The sequence below is a fragment of the Aestuariispira insulae genome (genome assembly GCF_003385955.1).
GTDB lineage: Bacteria > Pseudomonadota > Alphaproteobacteria > UBA8366 > Aestuariispiraceae > Aestuariispira > Aestuariispira insulae.
Window position 1 is genome coordinate 317,094 of sequence record NZ_QRDW01000004.1, and the last position, 20,934, is coordinate 338,027.

General features: G+C 52.8%; 19 protein-coding genes and 2 tRNA genes. 14 read left to right on the forward strand and 7 right to left on the reverse strand.

The genetic code is table 11. The features are described 5' to 3' along the window. Nucleotides 1-4: 4 nt before the first annotated feature. A complete protein-coding gene (locus tag DFP90_RS12335) occupies nt 5-898 on the forward strand; it encodes an ABC transporter permease (protein ID WP_245957055.1) in 894 nt (297 codons plus the stop codon). 13 nt (nt 899-911) lie between these two features. Next, nucleotides 912-3,020: a dipeptide ABC transporter ATP-binding protein gene (locus tag DFP90_RS12340; RefSeq protein WP_115936786.1), complete on the forward strand. Its 2,109-nt coding sequence runs from the start codon at nt 912-914 to the stop codon at nt 3,018-3,020. A gap of 77 nt (nt 3,021-3,097) precedes the next feature. Here the strand turns inward: DFP90_RS12340 and DFP90_RS12345 are convergent, their stop codons facing one another. The 4 genes from DFP90_RS12345 to DFP90_RS22880 form a co-directional block, all read right to left on the reverse strand. After that, on the reverse strand, nt 3,098-3,886 hold the full coding sequence (locus tag DFP90_RS12345) for a class I SAM-dependent methyltransferase (protein WP_115936787.1): 789 nt from the start codon (nt 3,884-3,886) through the stop codon (nt 3,098-3,100). Between the two features lie 166 nt (nt 3,887-4,052). Beyond that, complete coding sequence (locus tag DFP90_RS12350) at nt 4,053-4,466, reverse strand: cyclic nucleotide-binding domain-containing protein (RefSeq protein WP_115936788.1); 414 nt, start codon at nt 4,464-4,466, stop codon at nt 4,053-4,055. A 61-nt stretch (nt 4,467-4,527) separates the two neighbouring features. Next, complete coding sequence (locus tag DFP90_RS12355) at nt 4,528-4,983, reverse strand: Crp/Fnr family transcriptional regulator (RefSeq protein WP_115936789.1); 456 nt, start codon at nt 4,981-4,983, stop codon at nt 4,528-4,530. Nucleotides 4,984-5,349: 366 nt separating this feature from the next. Continuing rightward, nucleotides 5,350-5,508 (reverse strand): hypothetical protein, encoded by a 159-nt coding sequence (locus DFP90_RS22880; RefSeq protein WP_181905329.1) that lies wholly within the window; start codon nt 5,506-5,508, stop codon nt 5,350-5,352. Between the two features lie 361 nt (nt 5,509-5,869). On the opposite strand from DFP90_RS22880, the gene ccoN reads away from it, so the two are divergent. Genes ccoN through ccoS form a run of 8 tightly spaced genes read left to right on the forward strand, consistent with a single transcriptional unit; the run spans nt 5,870 to nt 13,745 of the window. Beyond that, complete coding sequence (gene ccoN / locus DFP90_RS12360) at nt 5,870-7,354, forward strand: cytochrome-c oxidase, cbb3-type subunit I (protein ID WP_115936790.1); 1,485 nt, start codon at nt 5,870-5,872, stop codon at nt 7,352-7,354. A gap of 14 nt (nt 7,355-7,368) precedes the next feature. Then, nucleotides 7,369-8,100, forward strand: coding sequence for a cytochrome-c oxidase, cbb3-type subunit II (gene ccoO, locus DFP90_RS12365; protein ID WP_115936791.1), 732 nt, complete (start codon nt 7,369-7,371; stop codon nt 8,098-8,100). 11 nt (nt 8,101-8,111) lie between these two features. After that, complete coding sequence (locus tag DFP90_RS12370; protein WP_115936792.1) at nt 8,112-8,285, forward strand: cbb3-type cytochrome oxidase subunit 3; 174 nt, start codon at nt 8,112-8,114, stop codon at nt 8,283-8,285. 4 nt (nt 8,286-8,289) lie between these two features. Beyond that, entirely contained in the window at nt 8,290-9,165 is an 876-nt protein-coding gene (gene ccoP, locus DFP90_RS12375) for a cytochrome-c oxidase, cbb3-type subunit III (RefSeq protein ID WP_115936793.1), read from the forward strand. A gap of 26 nt (nt 9,166-9,191) precedes the next feature. After that, nucleotides 9,192-10,718 carry a cytochrome c oxidase accessory protein CcoG gene (gene ccoG, locus DFP90_RS12380; protein WP_115936794.1) on the forward strand — a complete coding sequence of 509 codons (1,527 nt, stop codon included), beginning with the start codon at nt 9,192-9,194 and terminating at the stop codon, nt 10,716-10,718. A gap of 36 nt (nt 10,719-10,754) precedes the next feature. Beyond that, on the forward strand, nt 10,755-11,252 hold the full coding sequence (locus DFP90_RS12385) for a FixH family protein (protein ID WP_181905330.1): 498 nt from the start codon (nt 10,755-10,757) through the stop codon (nt 11,250-11,252). A 1-nt stretch (nt 11,253) separates the two neighbouring features. Continuing rightward, entirely contained in the window at nt 11,254-13,527 is a 2,274-nt protein-coding gene (locus DFP90_RS12390) for a heavy metal translocating P-type ATPase (RefSeq protein ID WP_115936796.1), read from the forward strand. Between the two features lie 5 nt (nt 13,528-13,532). Then, entirely contained in the window at nt 13,533-13,745 is a 213-nt protein-coding gene (gene ccoS / locus DFP90_RS12395) for a cbb3-type cytochrome oxidase assembly protein CcoS (RefSeq protein WP_115936797.1), read from the forward strand. Here ccoS and DFP90_RS12400 read toward each other — a convergent pair whose 3' ends face one another. Both DFP90_RS12400 and DFP90_RS12405 read right to left on the reverse strand, forming a co-directional pair. Further along, complete coding sequence (locus DFP90_RS12400; protein ID WP_115936798.1) at nt 13,746-14,504, reverse strand: protein phosphatase CheZ; 759 nt, start codon at nt 14,502-14,504, stop codon at nt 13,746-13,748. It lies immediately after the preceding gene. 203 nt (nt 14,505-14,707) lie between these two features. Next, nucleotides 14,708-14,783 (reverse strand) — tRNA-Asn (locus DFP90_RS12405). 353 nt (nt 14,784-15,136) lie between these two features. On the opposite strand from DFP90_RS12405, the gene DFP90_RS12415 reads away from it, so the two are divergent. Beyond that, nucleotides 15,137-17,431: a motility associated factor glycosyltransferase family protein gene (locus DFP90_RS12415; RefSeq protein WP_115936800.1), complete on the forward strand. Its 2,295-nt coding sequence runs from the start codon at nt 15,137-15,139 to the stop codon at nt 17,429-17,431. 164 nt (nt 17,432-17,595) lie between these two features. On the opposite strand, the gene DFP90_RS12420 is transcribed toward DFP90_RS12415, so the two are convergent. Continuing rightward, nucleotides 17,596-17,670 (reverse strand) — tRNA-Cys (locus DFP90_RS12420). Between the two features lie 221 nt (nt 17,671-17,891). Here DFP90_RS12420 and DFP90_RS12425 point away from each other — a divergent pair. From DFP90_RS12425 to DFP90_RS12435, 3 genes are all read left to right on the forward strand, one after another. After that, the gene (locus DFP90_RS12425) at nt 17,892-18,545 is read left to right on the forward strand and encodes a protein-L-isoaspartate O-methyltransferase family protein (protein WP_115936801.1); all 654 of its coding nucleotides are present in this window, start codon (nt 17,892-17,894) and stop codon (nt 18,543-18,545) included. Nucleotides 18,546-18,638: 93 nt separating this feature from the next. Further along, complete coding sequence (locus DFP90_RS12430; RefSeq protein ID WP_115936802.1) at nt 18,639-20,042, forward strand: TolC family outer membrane protein; 1,404 nt, start codon at nt 18,639-18,641, stop codon at nt 20,040-20,042. Nucleotides 20,043-20,189: 147 nt separating this feature from the next. After that, complete coding sequence (locus tag DFP90_RS12435; RefSeq protein ID WP_115936803.1) at nt 20,190-20,864, forward strand: DUF2497 domain-containing protein; 675 nt, start codon at nt 20,190-20,192, stop codon at nt 20,862-20,864. Nucleotides 20,865-20,934: the final 70 nt, after the last annotated feature.

Genomic DNA, 20,934 nt, shown 5'->3' on the forward strand with positions numbered 1-20,934 from the left:
GATTATGACCGATACCACCAACAACGACTATGTCGCCAAACCGACCCCGATGATCATTCAGATCCTGAGAGGGATCGCTTTGCTAAGGGAAAGCCCTGTGGGTTTGCTGGGAGGCAGCATTGTCGCCTTCTTCTTCCTACTGGCCATTCTGGCCCCGATTGTGGCTCCTTATGATCCGAACCTCCCGATCCTGCCATTTGCCCTGCCGGGCACGGAAGGACCCAATGGGGAATATTTCCTGTTGGGAACTGACCATCTTGGGCGCGACATTCTTTCGCGCGTCGTCTGGGGCGGGCAACGGGTTTTGTTCTATGCGACACTGGCGACCATATCGGCCTATATCGTCGGTATCATCATGGGCCTGCTGGCCGGTTACTACCGTGGCTGGGTGGATGAACTGATCTCTTTCGTGGCCAATGTCATCCTCTCTTTCCCCGTTATGGTGCTCTATGTCCTGATCATCACCCAGATCGGGGCGTCTGGGGCCAACATTGTTTTTGCCGTGGTCTTTGCCAGTTCACCCGGCATCATGCGTATCGTGCGTGGCCTGACACTAGACCTTAGAACCAGGGATTATGTGGCCGCCGCCCAAACCAGAGGTGAAAGCGGCCTCTGGATCATGCTCGTGGAAATTCTGCCCAATGCCAGGGGGCCTTTGATTGTCGATGCCTGCCTGCGCATGGGCTATACCACCATCACCATTGGGGCGCTTGGCTTCCTGGGCCTGGGGTTGCCACCTCCGGACCCGGATTGGGGTGGCATGATTACCCAAACCCGGTCTTTCGCCGGGGCGGGCTTTGCCCATATGACCCTTGTCCCGGCACTGGCGGTGTCCCTGCTTGTGCTCGGGTTCAATCTGCTGGCCGATGGCCTGCGTGAAGTCTCAATCCGCGATTAAGGGAGGCCTGACCATGAATAATTCAGAAAATACCGGCCAGGAACCGATCCTTGATATTGAAGGTTTGTGCATTTCCTATTTCACCCGCGCCGGGGAAATCCCGGCCGTGGTGGATTTCAACCTGACTCTCAAGCCAGGGGAAAGCATCGGCATCGTCGGCGAATCCGGCTGTGGCAAATCCACAGTCGCCATGGCAATCATGCAATATATGGGTTCCAATGGCGGCATTGTCGGCGGCTCGATCAAGTTCAAGGGCCGGGACATGAATGAGATGAGCCAAGAGGAATTGCGCCAGTTGCGCGGCTCTGACATTGCGATGATCTATCAAGAGCCGATGGCTGCGCTCAACCCGTCCATGACCATTGGCGAACAGCTGATGGAAGTGCCCCTGTATCACGAGACAAACTGCACCCGGGAAGAAGCCTTCCGCCGGTCCGCGGAAATGCTCGAAAAGGTGAAGCTTCCAGACGCTTCCCGGGTTATGAATGCTTATCCGCATCAAATCTCCGGTGGCCAGCAGCAGCGAGTGGTTATCGCCATGGCGCTGCTCTCCAACCCATCCCTGCTACTGCTGGATGAGCCGACCACGGCGCTGGATGTGACCGTCGAGGCTGGGATCGTGAAGCTCATCAAAGAGATCAGCGAGGAATTTGGCACGTCCATGATCTATATCTCCCATAATATGGGGCTGATCCTGGAAACCTGCGACCGGGTTTGTGTGATGTATTCCGGACAGGCGGTTGAAATCGGCACTGTCAATGAAGTGTTCGATATCATGCGCCACCCTTACACACGCGGGCTGTTTAATTCTATCCCGCTGCCGACCGCTGATAAGAATGCATCCCCCCTGATCCCGATCCGCGGGCAGCTGCCGCTGCCGCACCAGCGACCACAGGGCTGTTATTTCGGGCCGCGATGTGACCATTTCAAATCCGGACAATGCGATGTGATGGCCGGAATCCCTTGGGATACGGTGGATGATCAGTCAGGCCATGCGGTACGCTGTGCCCGCTGGCAGGAGATTGACTGGGCACATTATAATCCTGAGATTCCCCCCCAGGATGAAGTGGAACCGGGTGAAGTGGTGCTCTCGGTCAATGACCTGCAGAAATATTATGAAGTAAAGAGCAGCGGCCTTTGGGCCATGCTGACCGGGAAGAAATCCCGCTGGGTCAAAGCCAATGAGACGCTGACCTTCAACGCCAGGAAGCGGGAAACCGTCGCCATCGTCGGTGAGTCCGGTTGCGGCAAATCAACCTTTGCCAAGGTTTTGATGGGGCTGGAGCAAGCCACAGGCGGTGACATCAGTTATGGCAATGTGGATATTGCCAACCTGCCAGTGCAAAAACGATCGCCGCAGCAAATCGGCAGCCTGCAGATGGTGTTTCAAAATCCCAACGACACTTTGAACCCAAGCCATACCGTGGGAGGCCAGATCGGTCGGGTCTTGCGCAAATTCGGCGTTGCGAAAAACGCGCAGGAGGTTAAGCAAAAAGTTGATGAACTGCTTGATATGGTCAAGCTACCCCGGGATTTTGCCCATAGGCGCCCACGCCAATTGTCCGGTGGCCAGAAACAAAGGATCGGCATTGCCCGCGCATTTGCCGGGAACCCGCCACTGGTGATTGCCGATGAGCCGGTATCCGCCCTTGATGTGTCTGTCCAGGCCGCCGTAACCGGTCTGCTGATGGATATCCAGAGAGAGCATGACACCACTTTGCTCTTCATCAGCCATGACTTGTCGGTGGTGCGCTACCTATCGGATCGGGTTGTGGTGATGTATCTCGGACAAATCATGGAGCAGGGAACGGTGGAAGAGGTTTATGCACCTCCTTACCACCCCTATACAGAAGCCTTGCTTTCGGCCGTGCCGATTGCCGACACCAGCATTGATAAGAAAGAAATCGTGTTGGAGGGCAATATTCCCAGCCCACTGAACCCGCCCAAGGGTTGCCCGTTTTCCACCCGCTGCCCGCGCTATCTAGGCGAAAAATGCGATTCCGCGATGCCAAAGGCACAAGATGCCGGCAATGGCCATATGATTGCCTGCCATATCCCGATGGAGCAATTGCGTGAGGTCGAGCCCGTGATCGTGGTCAAGCCAAAGAAAGAAGTGGCCTGACCACAACCTTCTCTAATAAGATAAAAAACCCCGGTGGGAACATCCACCGGGGTTTTTCCTTGGAAGTTTCGAATGGCTCAGCCGAACATCATCAGTTTCTGGCGCAATTTATCCAGTTCCGTGAAAACGGCAAAATAGGTGACTCCCAATCCTGAATCGTCTTCCAGAAAATGGGCACCCATTCGCCGCATAAAGCGCGGCAGGCTTTTATCCTCAAGAGATAACCCATCCTTGAGAGGTGCTTCCTTCTTGAACTGCAGCAATATCCGGCCGTTATCATTCAAGCAGTTTTCCGAAAGGTCACGCAGGAAGAAAATCCATTCTTCTTCGTTCCAGCAACGCTCTTCCTCACTGTTGATGTGGAAGGCAATGTTCTGAGCCGACACCAAATCAAACTGACCAAGATTGGGCAGGGGGGTATTGGGTGCAATCTCAGCCTCTTTGCGTTCAACATTCAGGAACTCAGACATTTCCGAGAAAAAGGGATCTTCCCGATCCAGACCAACAGCTTCATGCCCGGCAAATTTTGCCAGCGCCAGAAAATGCCCCGGGCCACTGCCAAGATCCAGGATCCGGCAGGGTTCTGCGGATTGAAGGCCTAAGGAATGCAAAATACGGTATTTATTTACAAACCAGGAAACCATCATGAAAAAACGGTCCGGCTCATCAGAATCCATAAAAGTCGGCTCGGAAAGCTTTTCCGGCTGAACTGTCAGGTAGGTGTTTTCCAGTTCTTGCAATTTCTGCCAATCGGCATCCCGGGCAAAAGAATCGAAAAAGCCAGCGAGCAGCTCGTATTCGCCGCCAATTTTCTCACGTATTTCACGTGCGGAATCAATAAAGGAACTGGAAGTGTTCACGCTCATCTTCAAACCGACTTTTTCACATATAACATTGCAGGCGTATCTACTTTCAAAATTTATGCCGAAAAGCCAGTCTCTTACAAGTTTCCTTTGGCCTCTTCATAAACTCCGCCGTCTTTTCTATCAAAGAAAGGTACGGAACTTTGCCGAGACTAACCCGATTCGCTTGCTATTCAGCTGTTTCCGCCAAATCCTTGGCAAGGGCATTCATCTTTTCCTTGGGCATTTTCTTCATCTGCATCACATTGCACATGTTACCCTGCAGAATTCGGAAGAGCGCCGCAATAAAGGGATCCTCATTTTGCAGTTGCGCTTCAAGGGGCTGCCTCGCGATTTTCAGGCATTTGGAATCCTTTGTGACCCGTGCCGTGTGAATACGCATCGCATCCATGGAAACCAAGGCGGTTTCCCCAAAAACCTGGCCCGCGGCGACCGTTCTTGACACTGTGCCATCTTCACCGATCAGATCCACTTTACCTTCCTTCAGGAGATAAGTGTGTTCCGCTTTATCCCCCCGGCGATAGATAACAACGCCATTTTCAAATGTCTCTTCCGAGGTTATCCGGCTTGTTTCTTCTACCATGTCATCTTCTGCCTTGGTTCATTTGGATGTCTGATGGATTGCGTACTTTCGGACCGTTTTCTCAGTGTGCCGTAACGTCGCCGTCATCCTCTTCGCCAGCTGATTGCGGAACATCCGGAAATTTTGCAGCCTGGGCAACCGCTTCCAGGTCAATAACTTCCAGGTCGACTTTTTCCGAAATGTTCCGAAGCATGCGGATCATCACGACCAGCATCATGCGAATCACCGGGTTGGTTTTCTTCAGCTTGGCTTTGACAACACTTTCAGGAATGACAATGAGAACCGACGCTTCTTCCGCCACCGCAGTGGCCATACGCGGGGAATTGTCCAGCAGTGCCATTTCGCCAAACACGCCACCGGGTTCGACGAAGCCCAAGGTTCCTTTTTCACCACCGGCCAAGGCTTTGACAATCCGGATCCGGCCGGACTGAACCACAAAGGCTTGCGATCCGTTATCACCCTCATGAAAAATGATATCGCCCGGAAAAAACGATCTTCTGTTCAGTACCTTGGTCATGCCGCCAATCCATCAAGCATCAGAACAGGAACCTGTTCCGCAACGTTCACTCACTATGTCTCAAGGAGAGCTTTAGCAGGATTCACGATAAAATCGAAAAGTTAAATTTTCGAAAAAACATCCTCTCCGGTCCCAGCTGGCGATGAAGGAGAGATAGAAAAACGCTGTTGAAACACGGGATTAGAAAGAGGCTGGAAAAGCGCAACTCGCAACGCCGCCTCCTAAAGAGACGGTTAATGACGAACGGATACTGTTCGGCAAAAAAGTCTGATAAATGCGATTGGTTACAAGAACACGTCATGAAAAGCACATCTGAGAACAGACGAAGCCCGTTTCCTGAAGTAACCGGGACACCTTAATTGAGAATTAGGTGTTGCGCACAATCTGACGATAAATAAAGGCGGTACCAAACACAAAAAGAAGAATGCCAACCCAGGAAAGGGTGCCGTCTACGGCGCGACTGGAAATAAACAGCCCCAGCAATGCCACAACTGCCATGCATACACCGGTGATCCAAATACCCATTTTAAGAATTCCTATCGCAGCGACAGTAGCTTGTTTTTCTACTGTCACGGTTTTCGTGTTACTGTTCTGAGCGCGCTATATACGACTTTGCAGCCCAGAGATCAATCGGCTCCAAATTGTCACTTGAACGATAAGTCTAATCAGATATACAGCGCATGCCGGTTTGTAATCTGAATTTGTTGCTGTTTCCAGCTTAGGAAATGATGAGAAACCCATTTTTTCCGTCGAGTTAGTGCGACAGTTTGACTTACATCAATTTACACTTCCGTGCGTAAGAGTATTAACAGGACGATTAGTTAGAAGAACTTCGCTTGAGGGGACTTATCAGCGAAGTACCAATGGGAAACCTGGAGGAACTACCATGACCCAGGCAGTCGTTGCCGAGACCAACACTGCACCAGCTGGGCAAGCCGTCACCTACGAATTGGGTGCTGTGCGCTTATTTGCGATCGCGACAGTATTTTGGGGAGTTGTCGCGTTCCTGGCTGGTGTTTATATCGCTTTCCAACTTGCCTTTCCGGTATTGAACTTTGACCTGGAATGGATTTCCTTCGGTCGCCTGCGTCCGCTGCATACCAGCGCGGCGATTTTTGCGTTTGGGGGCAATGCGCTCTTCGCAACATCGCTATTCGTAGTTCAGCGAACCTGTAAGGCACCGCTTTGGGGCGGTCGTGAAACCGCTTATTTCCTGTTTTGGGGATATCAGCTGTTCATTGTCATGGCCGCGATCGGTTATGTCACCGGCGTAACCCAGGGCAAGGAATATGCAGAGCCTGAATGGTATGTGGATCTCTGGTTGACCGTTGTCTGGGTTGTTTACCTGATCACTTTCCTGGGCACGATCATGCGCCGCAAGGAACCGCATATCTACGTGGCGAACTGGTTCTACCTGGCGTTCATCGTCACCGTCGCCATGCTGCATGTGGTCAATAACCTGACCGTGCCGGTTTCCTTCTTTGGTGCAAAATCCTACACCTATTTCTCAGGTGTGCAGGACGCCCTGACCCAGTGGTGGTATGGTCATAACGCCGTTGGTTTCTTCCTGACGGCTGGCTTCCTGGGCATGATGTATTACGTCATCCCGAAACAGGCCAATCGTCCGGTTTATTCCTACCGCCTGTCCATCATCCATTTCTGGTCCCTGATCTTCCTTTATATCTGGGCCGGCCCGCATCACCTGCATTATACGGCTCTGCCCGAATGGGCCCAAACGCTGGGTATGGTATTCTCCGTGATGCTGTGGATGCCGTCCTGGGGGGGCATGATCAACGGCCTGATGACCCTGTCCGGGGCTTGGGACAAGCTGCGCACCGACCCGGTCCTGCGCTTTATGGTGACGGCGGTAGCCTTCTACGGCATGAGCACTTTCGAAGGACCGCTGATGGCGATCCGTGCGGTTAACGCACTCAGCCATTACACCGACTGGACCATTGGTCATGTGCATTCCGGCGCATTGGGTTGGGTTGCCCTGATCTCAATGGGTGCCATGTATCACTTGATCCCGGTTCTCTGGAACCGCGAACGGCTCTATTCCATTCGCCTGGTGTCCATCCATTTCTGGATCGCGACCATCGGTATCCTGCTTTACATCTCTTCCATGTGGGTCTCCGGTATCCTGCAAGGTCTGATGTGGCGTGCCTATGACAGCCTCGGCTTCCTGGAATACAGCTTCGTTGAGACCGTAGAAGCTATGCATCCGTTTTACGTGATCCGCGCCATCGGTGGTGTCTTCTTCCTGACCGGCGCCCTGATCATGGCCTATAACGTCTTCCGCACGATCAAAGGTGATCTGCGCGACGAAAAACCCTATGAAATGCAGCCGGCTTATGCCGGTGCGGCAGAATAAGGGGGATCTGACAGATGATGTATATCCGTCATAAACTTGTTGAAGTGAACGTCGCCCTGATGACCGTGCTCGTCCTGATCACGGTCTCCATCGGTGGCATTGTCGAAATCATGCCACTCTTCACGATCGAAAGCACGATTGAGGAAGTAGACGGGGTTCGCCCCTACAGCCCGCTGGAATTGGCGGGCCGGAACATCTACATCCGTGAAGGCTGCTACAACTGTCACAGTCAGCAGATCCGTCCGTTCCGTGACGAGGTGGAACGTTATGGCCATTACAGCCTTGCGGCTGAATCCAAATTTGATCATCCGTTCCAGTGGGGGTCCAAACGGACCGGTCCCGATCTGGCCCGAGTCGGTGGAAAATACTCCAATGACTGGCAGGTCGCCCATTTGATCGATCCGCGTGCCGTGGTACCCGAATCCATCATGCCGGGCTACCCGTTCCTGGCAGAACGGGAGTTGAAGATGGATGATGTCGCTGACCATTTGAGAACCCTGCAGTTGATCAATAGCGAGTCCTATACCGACGAGCAGATCGAATTTGCACTGGCCGACCTGAAGGCACAGGCAGATCCGGATGGCGACCATGAAGCTGTTCAGGCCCGTTATCCGAAAGCTGTCGTTGGTGACTTTGACGGCAACCCGGACAAGCTGACTGAGATGGATGCATTGGTTGCCTATCTCCAGATGCTGGGAACCCTGGTCGACTTCACGCAATACAAGCCCGAAGACCTTGTCCAGTAAGGGGGATAACCATGGAAACCATCGTTACCTTCGCAAATGACATTTGGAACCTTTGGCTGATGATCGTCTTCTTTGGCATCGTGTTCTGGGCCCTGCGGCCAACCCGCAAGGCTCAGAACGAGATGGCTCATAATGCCGCCATCCCGCTGAATGATGATGATTTGAAGCCTGGCAAGGGAGCCTGAAGAAATGGCTGAAGATAAAAAAATAGATCCCATTGCCGGTGTCGAAACGACCGGGCATTCCTGGGACGGGATCCAGGAACTTGATAACCCGATGCCGCGCTGGTGGCTGTGGGTTTTCTACGCGACCATCGCATTTTCGGTGGTCTATATGGTGATGTATCCTTCTGTTCCTCTCGGTAAGACCTATTTCAAGGGAACCGAGAATTACGAACAGCGGGTCGATGTTGCCAATGACATCGCAGCCGCCAAGGCTGCGAATTCCGAGATCCTGGGTAAAATTGCCGCAGCCGACCTGGAGACCATCCTGGCCGACAAAGACCTGCGCGATTTCAGCCGGGCAGGGGGCAAGGCCGTCTTCTTGGATAACTGTGCGGGCTGTCATGGTTCTGGTGCCACCGGTGGCCCGGGTTACCCGAATCTCGCGGATGATGATTGGATCTGGGGTGGCGACTTAGCCGCTATCAACGAGACCATCAATCATGGCATTCGCTGGGATCTTGATGATGATACCCGTTTGTCCGAGATGCCGAATTTCGGCGCTGACGAAATTCTCGAAAGCAGCGATATCAATAATGTCTCGGAATATGTCCTGTCGCTTTCCGGTCAGGAGCATGATGCTACCGCTGCGACAAATGGTGCCGTTGTGTTCGAAGAACAATGCGTGGCATGTCACGGCGAAGGTGGTGTCGGCGATCAAGGTGTCGGCGCTCCGGCCCTGGCGGATGCGATCTGGCTGCACGGCGATGGCTCTAAAGAGTTCCTGACCAAGCAGTTAACCAATGCCCGTCATGGCCAGATGCCGGCATGGGATGACCGTCTCGATGAGACGACCATCAAGATGCTGACCATCTATGTCCACACCCTCGGGGGTGGCCAGTAGGGTCAACAACGATTGGGAACCTAGTAATGGGTCAGGCAAATACATTGCCAACGGAAAAGGGCCGCTCGAATGCGGGCGGCCCTTCCAAGAATGGTCAGAAAAAATCAGAGAAAGACATCAACGACAACAACCCGCCGGCGCTGTATGAAAAACGTCGACGCTGGCACCCGAAAAGGGTTTGGGGCCGTTTCCGACAGATGAAATGGGCCGTGCTGATCGCACTGCTGGGCATCTATTATATTGCCCCCTGGATCCGCTGGGATCGTGGCGCAGACGCCGCCAACCAGGCCATTCTGGTCGATTTCACCGAAGGCCGCATCTATTTCTTCGCTTTGGAATTCTGGCAACAGGAATTTTATTATATCACCGGGATATTGATCCTCGCCGCCCTCGGCCTGTTTCTGGCCACGGCGCTTCTGGGGCGTGTCTGGTGCGGCTTTGCCTGCCCGCAGACCGTCTGGACGGATTTCTTCATCTGGGTTGAGCGTTTCATCGAGGGCGACCGCGCGGCGCGTATCCGCTTGGACGCCGCCCCTTGGAGCACTTCCAAGATTGCGAAACGCACACTTAAACATATCATCTGGCTTTTGATTGCTCTGGTCACAGGCGGCGCTTGGATTGCCTATTTTGTCGATGCCCCAACCTTGGTATCTGACATTGCCAACTTCACTGTCAGCGGCAACACCCTGTTTTTCGTAGGTCTTTTTACTGCGACCACATATCTACTTGCCGGTTTTGCCCGTGAGCAGGTCTGCACCTATATGTGTCCCTGGCCGCGCATCCAGGCATCCATGACCGATGAGGATTCGCTGCTTGTCACCTATGAAGTCCCACGCGGTGAACCCCGGGCCAAACCTTCACGTGACGGCAATTATGATGACCGTGGCCACTGCATCGACTGTAACAACTGTGTGGTTGTCTGCCCGACCGGCATTGATATCCGCGACGGCAACCAATTGGAATGTATCGGCTGCGGTTTATGCATTGATGCCTGTGACAATGTCATGGACAAAATCGGCTTGCCGCGCGGTCTTATTTCCTATGATTCCGTCAACCGCATGAACGCGCGCCAGCATAATGAGAAGCCAAAACATAAGATATTCCGGCCGCGCACTGTGATCTATGCCGTCTTGATGGTGGCAGTGGCTGCCATCATGGGATATGTGCTGAGCACGCGGGCCCATCTGGATGTTAACATCCTGCGGGATCGCAATCCGATGTTCGTGCTGATGAAGGATGGTTCCATCCAGAACGGCTATACCTTCAAGATCCTCAATAAGACCAGGGAGCATCGGGAATATGTTCTGACCCTCGATGGCCTTGTTGGGGCAGGCATGAAAATCGCCGGCGATAATGCGGAAACCGATACTCTGATGTTAACTTCAGAGCCGGATAGCGTTCGAAGCTATAAATTGTATGTAAGCGCACCTAAGTCAGTCTTAAACGGACGAGAATCCACAAAAGTGTTGTTCACGCTGACCGAGACAGGTGCTCGTGAAAACCAGGAAACCGCGCAATATGAGTCGGTTTTCGTCGGACCGAAAAAGCGCTGAACCTGGTCGTAAACCGAGAAAGTGATGGTAATGGCAATGACACAGTCTCCTAATAAACGCAGCATCATCCCCTATTATTTTGTTGCCTTTTTCCTGGTAGTGCTCATTGCCAACATCATCATGATCTATATTGCCTTAAGCAGTTGGACCGGCCTGGAAACTAAAAACCATTATGTGAAGGGACTTCAATATAACGAAGCCCTTCATGCCCAGGCCAAGCAGGATGCTCTTGGCTGGACATCCCAGGCCAGCCTTGAAGTGATTTCAGGCTTAAGCGGAAAACTGATTGTCCAGATGGGGCAAGCGGATGGCGAACCGCTGACCCATGCCTCAGTTTTGGTAAAGATCATCCGTCCAACGCATCACGGATTTGACCAGGATCTTAAACTGGTTGAAACCACCCCCGGCCAATATGAAGGGCAGGTGACCCTGCCTCTGTCTGGGAACTGGGATCTGAAACAGATTGTTGTCCGCGGGGAGGACAGTTTCCAGAAAATGGATCGGATTTTCGTGGAAGAAAAGGCGGACCAGTAAGATGACTCTGCTGACTGGCGGAAATTGTTGTCCTGTTGTCACGGTCGTTGATTCCGACGGCCAGGCACGCGAGCGAGCGCTCTATTCCGGCGACCTGTCGCTCTTTGTCCGACAAGGGGACGATCCCGTCAGCGAAATCCGTTTCCTGATTGACGGCATCCATTGCGGGGGCTGTATCCAGACCATTGAACGAGGTCTTCTTGATCTGGAAGGGGTTGATTTTGCACGCGTGAACCTCTCCACCAGCCGCTTGACTGTCAAATGGCAAACAGGGTCTCTTGATCCTTTCCGACTGATTGAACGGCTGGCGGAACTGGGGTACCACGCCGTGCCCTATGATCCGGACCAATTGGACCGTGGCCGCGACAGCCGGGAAAAAGGATTATTGCGGGCCATGGCCGTTTCCGGTTTTGCCGCTGCCAACGTCATGCTGCTTTCCGTCGCGGTCTGGGCGGGCCAGTTTTCAGATATGGGTCCCCATACCAGATCGCTGATGCATTGGCTGTCCGCCCTTGTTGCCATTCCGGCCATCATCTACGCAGGCCGGCCATTTTTTGACTCGGCATTATCTGTCCTGCGCCATGGCCGGACCAACATGGATGTGCCGATCTCACTGGGGGTCTTGCTGGCCACAGGGATGAGTTTGTCGGAAACCATGCGCGGGGCCGAGCATACCTACTTCGATTCCGCGATTACATTGCTGTTTTTTCTGCTGATCGGCCGGTATCTCGATGTCAGAACCCGCGGCAAGGCCAAGGAAACGGCGGAATATCTTCTTTCACTGAATGCCACAACCATCACCATATTGAACGAAGACGGCCGGACAGAAGATGTACAACCGTCCCAAGTTCGTGCGGGCATGACTGTATTGGTCGCCAACGGGCAGCGTATCCCGGTCGACGGCACGTTGATGGAAGGCATCTCTGAAGTCGATACAAGTGTTATCACAGGCGAATCCGTGCCCCAATCGGCCCGTGAAGGCGACAAGCTTTATGCGGGTACTCTTAATCTCGGCGCCCCGATGACGGTGCATGTGGATGCTGTTGGTGAGGGAACCCTGCTGGCGGAGATCTGCCGATTGATGGAATCCGCCGAACAGCGCAAGGGGCTCTATGTCAGCGTAGCTGACAGGATTTCGCGCGCATACGCGCCGATTGTCCATGCGCTTGCCGCCATCACATTCTTAGGATGGATGGCTTTTGGCACGATCGGCTGGCAGGAATCCCTGATGGTGGCGATCGCTGTGTTGATCATCACCTGTCCCTGTGCGCTCGGCCTGGCGGTGCCTGTGGTGCAGGTTGTTGCCAGCAGTCGTCTCATGAAACAGGGGATATTGCTTAAATCCGGCTCCGCTCTAGAGCGACTGAACACGGTTAATACCATTGTGTTTGATAAAACCGGAACCCTGACCCTTTCCCAATTATCTCTGATTGCAGGGGAGGGGCATGCTCCTGCAGATCTGGCACTGGCGGCCTCCGCAGCGGCCAACAGTTCCCATCCCTTGGCCCGGTCCCTCACTGCTGCTGCCGACGGCGGTAATCACTCCAGGTTGACAGGTGTCCGCGAAGTCCCTGGTTGCGGATTGGAATGGGAAAATGCTCATGGCAAGTTGATGAGACTGGGGTCGCGGCGCTGGCTTGGGATCGAGGAAGATGACAACAGCATCGGTGCCGAACTTTGGATGCAGTATCCCGATGGCCACCAGGTTTCCTTCCATTTCGAGGATGGTGCAAAGCTTGATGCCAAAGAAGAGATACTCCAGCTCCGCTCTTTGGGTTATGAAGTTCATCTTCTGTCCGGCGACCGTGAGGCAACGGTCCGCCATCTTGCCCGGCAGCTTGGGATTGATCACTGGAAAGCCGCTTGCAGCCCCGGCGATAAAGTCGCTATGTTGGAAAACCTAGCCCGTCGAGGTCGGATAACGGCCATGGTGGGGGACGGCATAAATGATGCGCCGGCACTGGCTTCGGCCCATGTTTCCCTATCACCCACATCCGCAGCAGATGTTAGCCAAAACACGGCCGATATCGTGTTTCAGGGAGACCTGCTGCATCCGGTCAGGGAATCCCTGTTGACCGCGAAAAGGGCCACCAGCCTGGTCCAGCAGAATTTTGCCTTGGCCTTCCTTTACAATATCCTGACAGTTCCCTTGGCGGTTGCCGGATTTGTTACCCCGTTGATCGCGGCGATCGCCATGTCATCCTCGTCCATTCTTGTTGTCGCCAACGCGCTTAGGTTAGGCGGTTTCAACCGTTTGCCAAGCAATCGGAATTAGTCGCGATGGACGGGCTGCTTATACTCATACCGATTGCTCTGGGCTTGGGGTTGGTCGGACTGGTCGCCTTTCTCTGGTCCGTCCGTTCCGGACAGTTTGAAGATCTTGAGGGTGCAGCCCATCGTGTTTTGTTTGATGATGACCAGGGCAAGGCAAAGGCACCAAAGAAAGAAGGTGTCAGCCATCTGCCGAACAAGAGCAGTCAAAAAGAAAAATAGTCAGTCGAACAATTTGTCGATTTCGTCCTGGGTGATTCCCTGGCCCTCCATTTGCGGACCAGCCAGCAGATCCGCATCCGGATCGTCCTCCATCGCGCCGCCGGTAGGCACCGGCAGGTCGGCGAAGGCCTGCAGTCCCCAGATATCGATCATGGCTCGGATACGCTCTTCGACAAAATGCATGGTCTTAACAACCTTATTGATCCGCTGGCCGGTGATATCCTGGAAGTTACAAGCCTCCATGATGGTCGTCAGCTGGGAAGCGATTTTGTCCGAGAGGGTGATGATATCCTCATCCTCATGGGCGAGGGCGGCAATTTGAGTGATTTCTTTTTCAATTGTCTCGGTCGCTTCCAGGATTTGGTTGGTGGCGCCCTCTGTCGCCATCACAATCGCATCCAATTCGCCGCTGGCATCCTGCAAACGATCATCCTCAGCATCCGGGTGGCGGATCTGGGCAAGCTCGGTTTTTGTCCGGGCAATCGTGCGGACCATTTGCGCCAATTCGATCCGAAGGTCCCGGTCCAGATCTGCATCCGCCTCTGGCAAGCCATTGCCAGAACCGGCCATAGTGGCACCACCATTACGCATTTCGGCAATGTCTGCTCTCAATGCTCTGATTTCATTCATGAGATCCACTGGCGAGAAACCATCAGCTGATTCCATTCCTGCAGCAAATTGCAGCCCCGGATCGACAACACCTTCCGCCTGCATCCGCTTTTCAATGGAATAGACCTTACGCGGCTCGTGCGATGACATGCCAAATCTCCCTCTCAAGGCCCGGTCAACACGGCATCGATCCGGCAGAAACTAATAGCCGACATTCGATGGTTAACAAGTGTAGGTAAAAAACCTGTTTGGTTTCAAGTCATCAAATAGTTACAGATGCATTCAGTGCAAAAAGGGCAGGGTATAAATGAAAGAAAAAGGCCACTTCAAAACTGAAGTGGCCTTTTTAAAACTGGCTCCGGCGACAGGACTCGAACCTGTGACCCAGCGATTAACAGTCGCTTGCTCTACCAACTGAGCTACACCGGATTAATCTGTTTTGCCGTTGTGGAAACTGTGTTTCCCCGTCGGCGAGGCGGTATATAGCAATAGGATTTGGCTTTGCCAATACGTCATTTTCATAAAAATTACAAAAAAGTGCATCCTCACCCAAAAACCCTTAATTTCTGCGACTTTGGAAGCGAAAAAAATCTTCCTGACTTTTGCTGGGTGACAAATCCCTACGATTTCGTCTTTAATCCTTTTCGCCAAAAGGGTGAATCATTTCCTTTCGCCTGCAATATCAGTCATATGGGTTGGTTCCACCTTCCGTTATCATATAAACTTAATCAATCCGGCTTACCAAACTTCGTAAGCCCATCCATCCGGCTGGCACAGGCAATATGACGCAAGACACCCGTACCCCAATCTCTGAAGGCATGACGCTTTTTTCATCCAATTTGCGGGCATTGAGCCCCCATATCAGACCGGGATTGATGGAGCGGCTGGAAAAGGAGCCACCGCTAAATGTTAAAGCGGTCCGGCTTTCAAATGGCCGCCACAATATGACGGTGGAAGGCAATGCCGTATATGTGCCAGATGCGGAAACCTTCGCCGAGGAACAATTGCAGGCCTATGGTGAATCACCAATGCGCCTCAGCTATTCCTTGGCGGGTTTGAAATCCTTGGATACCAGTGGCCCGGATGATGATAATGATGAATTCTCTCTATCGATCATCAAACATCTGCAAAAGAAAATCCAAGCGCCGCTCTCTGATGAGCCAGCCCCAGACGCCATCGCGGGATATGGCCTGAGCCTTGGTCTCGGCCTGGGCCTTCATCTGCAAGGGCTCGTAACATCGCACAATTTCCGAGACCTGATCATTTTCGACCCCTGTCTGGATACATTGCGATGTTCAATGCATGTGATTGATTGGGTTCCCATCGTCGAAACGCTTGAAGCGCGGGGAGGACGGATCAAATTCCTATTTGAAATGGACCCTGATTTGGCTGCAAAAGCGATCATGGCTTTCATGCGCGAGGAAAACTTCGGTTTGATTGATGGAAGTTACATCTTCCGCCACTATCCGTTGCCGGTTATTCAGCAGACAATGCGACACCTTTCCAATCTGAAATCCGATCTCATCATCTACAACGGCTGGCTGGAAGATGAGATGATCCATTTTAAAAATGGCATGCGCAATTTCCTGTATCGGGACCTGCGTCTGCTCGACCATCCGCTCAGCACTGAAAAGAACTGCCCGGCTTTCATCATTGGCAGTGGGCCTTCATTGTCTCAGGATATCGAAACCATCAAAAATTTGCGGGAAAAGGCCGTTATCTTCAGTTGCGGCTCTTCCATCCGAATTCTTCTGTCCCACGGTATCAAACCTGATTTTCACTGCGAATTGGAAAATGTGTTTTCAACGGTCCCCGTCATTGCAGAGGTCGCGGGGAAGTTTGATCTTTCAGGCATCACGCTGATTGCATCAACAACGGTGCATCCCGCTGTCTTTAACTTCTTTGAAGATCATGTGGTGTTTTTCCGGGAAGGTGGCGGCGCTGTACGCTGGATGCAACAGGATCGAAGCCAGCTTTCCCATGCCTCTCCCTCTTGCACAAATGCCGGTGCCCGCGTCGCCATCCAAATGGGCTTTGCCAACCTGTATCTTTTCGGAATTGATCTCGGCAGCACCAATCCTGCAAAGCATCATGCCGAGGGTTCCATTTACACCAGTTTAGCCGATGCCAGCGAACGTGATCGCGTCAAGGATATGAAGCTGGCGATCGAAAACTACCCGCTCACATGTGAAGGAAATTTCAGAGAATTGGTGCATACCAGCCCCTTGATGACCTTCATGAAAAACAGCCTTGAATTACTGGCGCTCACCATGCCCGAAGTCACCATAATCAATTGCAGTGACGGTGCAGCGATTGCGGGTACCAAACCTTTGAGATCGGCGAAAATCATCCTTTCAGAAGAAGCCGATCATCTGGAATCCAAAGACCGATTATTAAAAAGCCTGGAGCAAATCGGGAAAGGCAGCTTCATCAGTGTGGACTATCTCCAGAAACTGGAAGATTCCCTCGTTGAGTGGAATCGCCGTTTTCATGCGATTTGCCTATCGGACGACTGCCGGGATTTCCTCGAGTTTCATGATTCCATCCGCGAATTATGTGATTTGACATTACCGACAGGCGATATCGATCAGTTTGACCGGGCGACCCGGATTCTTATGAGCGGCACATTGTTAAAGATCCTGCATTTTGTACGTTTCCATGACTTGAGAATGAGCGATGAACATCGCAAACGTTTTTATGAAGATGTCCGGGAAACTCTATTCGCGTCGCTGCCGGAACTGGAAGCGCGGCAAATTGAGATTATTCGTCATTTTAGAAATCGTCTATTCCGCCGCTCAGCGAACGAATCGCAGGATCTGGATCTGATGGACCAGCATTTCCTATCCGAACTTTGCGACGAGGCGGGGTTTACCAACGATACAAAATTGCTGGACAAAATCACCCGAACAGCGCTTGAACAGGCCCAACTGCCCCCCAAACTCATTCATTCGATCCAATCAGCTTTTTACTATCAGGGAAGATCTGAGGACCTTGAGCGAATCTGTTCAAGTGAAGATGCGGAATCTTCTGACATGGCAAAACAGTTGATCGCCCGACCGTTCAAACCTGCTCTTTAGTTTTGGCCCCAGAAAAAATCACCTAAGTCCTCGATAGAGGAAAACAGGTTAAACAGCCCAATTCCTTAATAAACTGCAAGTAAACCTGAAATATCAACAATGAAGGCCCCAAAAACGCCTTCACGCATTTAATTCCGGTATCCTATTGAGATTTTAAGGAAATTTGGAGGCGCGACCCGGAATCGAACCGGGGTCCCGGGATTTGCAATCCCGTGCATAAGCCACTCTGCCATCGCGCCCCCGATCATCATGCCTGAAACCAGAAGGCCCAAGCATGGCATGTCCGTCGGGACGACGCTGATATACGCATCCCCGAGGGACGGGTCAAGCGCAACATTTCAGTTACAAAAAACTTTTCTCTCTAAACCCGCCAACAGATTGCAATAGCGTGGATTGCAACCTATAACTCTGTGAACTTTATTTTTATTGTATTTCCAAAGTCTCAGGAGAAGTCAGGGTCATGGATTTTGCCGTAGCCCGTCGGAACATGGTCGAGTGCCAGTTGCGCACAAACAAAGTCACCGACGAACGCCTGTTGTCCGCCGTGAGTGAACTGCCGCGCGAAGCATTCGTGCCCAGCTCCAAGAATTCGCTGGCCTATATTGATGAGGATCTTGAAGTATCCAAGGGTCGATACTTAATGGAACCCATGGCCATGGCACGTCTCATCCAGGCGGTTCAGATCAGCGAAAACGATTCTGTTTTGGTGATAGGTGCCGCCACTGGATACATGTCTGCGGTAGCCGGCAAATTGGGTGGGCCTGTTTTTGCCTTGGAAAGCCAGGAAGACCTCGCCGCAGACGCTTCGCGTGCGTTAACCGACCTTGCTCTCGACAATGTCGTTGTTGTTGACGGCGTCCTGAATGCCGGTTGTCCGGCACATGCGCCATTTGATGTGATCCTGTTTCAAGGTGCTGTGGAAGAAATACCGACCGCCATTCTGGATCAGCTAAATGAAGGCGGCCGCATGGGGGCTGTTATCGGCACAGAGGGATCCGTTGGGCGGGCCTCGCTTTTCTGGAAACAAAATGGTGTGGTTTCTGACCGCGTCTTGTTCGACGCCAACATCAAGAACCTTCCCGGTTTCGAAAAGCCGAAGGGTTTTGAATTTTAGAGACTATTTTTTGGGCATTCAGGAAGCGTTCAGCTCTGTGCCCCGGTGATGGATGTCATCGAAAACCGCAACAAAGGAATTAGGGGGTAGGGTATGAGAAAAGTAACAGTGGCTGCTTTTGGCGTGTTTCTGATGGGAGGGGGGGTGTCAGCCCTTAGTCTCCCGAGTCAGGCCCAGACGCTCCAGGAAGCCCTCGCTGCCGCCTATCTCAACAATCCGACGCTGCAAGCCGGCCGGGCTTCCTTGAGAGCCACGGATGAATCCCTTCCCCAAGCCAAGGATGGTTGGCGCCCCAGCATTTCACTGACCGGGACACAAGGCCGCAGCAACCAGAAAATCCATTCAACCGGCTCTTCTTCCGACAATGACCGGACTTTCTGGTCTGCCGAGCTGTCCGTGACCCAAAACCTTTACGAAGGCGGTGGCACCGAAGCAGATATCGAAGCCGCGGAGGCAAATATTTTGTCCGCAAGGGCCAGCCTGCATTCCACGGAACAGTCCATTTTGCTTCAGGCGGCAACAGCCTATTTGGATGTTGTGCGTGATCAAGCTGTTTTGGAACTCAATATCCAGAATGAAGCACGCCTTGAAAAACAGCTGGAAGCCACCCGGGACCGTTTTGAAGTGGGTGAAGTCACAAGAACAGACGTAGCTCAGGCGGAATCCCGTGTTTCCCGTGCCCGTGCCGATCGCATTGATGCCAAAGGCAATCTCGAGACAAGCAAAGCGGTTTACGAGCAAATTATCGGCGAACAGCCGAACAGCATCTCTGCACCGGTGATCCAACTTGAGTTACCGGTCAACCGAGATGATGCCATTGCACTGGCCCAGCAAAAAAACCCTTCCGTGGTCGCAGCGGAATTTGATCATAAGGCATCGGTCAGTACTATTCGGGGTGAGTATGCGGATCTGTTGCCATCGCTGGACCTGTCTGGATCCCTCAGCCGCAGCCGAAATACATCTCTTGATGACCGGACCACCGACGATGCAACCGTAACCGCAACCCTGACTGTGCCACTGTATCAGCAAGGGGCAGCCCATAGCGAGGTTCGCGAAGCCAAGCAGTCTGCAGCACAGGCCGCCCGTGAGATTGACGAGGCACGTCGCAGTTCAATCGAAAGCGCTGCGAGCGGCTGGGAAACATTCCAATCCAGCCTGGCTCAGATCGCAGCATTTGAAGATGAAGTTCGTGCCACCACGATTGCCCTGGAAGGTGTTGAGCAGGAAGCTGCTGTCGGCTCCCGTACGGTCCTCGATGTTCTGGATGCGGAACAGGAGCTACTGGATGCACGCGTCAGCCTTGTCCAAAGCAAGCGCGATGAATTGGTCGCCCGTTTCGAGTTGTTATCCGCCGTCGGTGGATTGACGGCACGCGACCTTGACCTGCCGGTCAGCCTTTATGACGAGAAAAAATATTATAACGACGTAAAGGACCAGCTGTGGGGAATCGGTGAGGAAACCGAGGGTGAGGGACCGCTTTCACCGGTCTTCCGATAAGAAGATTTTCCGTTTTGCGCTAAAAAAATGTGACAGCTGGCGAATCACGATAGCATAATTGCCATATTACTGTCTTTTCACCCGTAAAAGGCAGAAACTGTTGGGAAATATGCCAAAAGGCCAAGGTCAATAGAGGCTGTTTAAGAAATGAGTGACGCCGAAGAAGAACCGTCGATGGAAGAAATCCTTGCCTCTATCCGGAAAATTATTTCGGAAGATGGAGATGAGGATTCTGACGAAGAACCGGCGGCAGAAGCAGAACCGGCGCCAGAACCGGAACCCGAGCCTGAGCCGGAACCCGAGCCTGAGCCGGAACCCGAGCCTGAGCCGGAACCCGAGCCTGAACCGGAACCCGAGCCTGAACCGGAACCCGAGCCTGAACCGGAACCCGAGCCTGAACCGGAACCCGAGCCTGAGCCGGAACCCGAGCCTGAGCCGCTCGAACTCACTGACGAGCTCGAAGATGATGCGCTTGAGTTGACGGAAGAGTATGTCGAGCCCGAACCGGAGCCTGAACCTTTTGTGGAACAGGCACCTGTCTATGCGCCCGCACCTCCGGTTCCGACAGAGCCTCCTGCAGAGGAGAACCGGATCGTTTCCCAGGCGACAGATGCTCTTGGCACGGCTTCTTTTGCCTACCTGGAGAAATCCATTCGCATGGGCCAGGTGGGAGACACACTGGAAGACATCGTCAAAGGCCTGCTGCGCCCGATGCTTCAATCCTGGCTGGATGAAAATCTACCTCAATTGGTGGAGCGATTGGTCCAGCGCGAAATTGAAATGATGGCTGGCGGTGCACGAAAGCGTCAGGACGAGGAATAATCCCGCCTATACAAGGAAAAGATTGAAAAGCGCTCTTGGCCAAACCGGTCAAGAGCGTTAGTAATCGTTT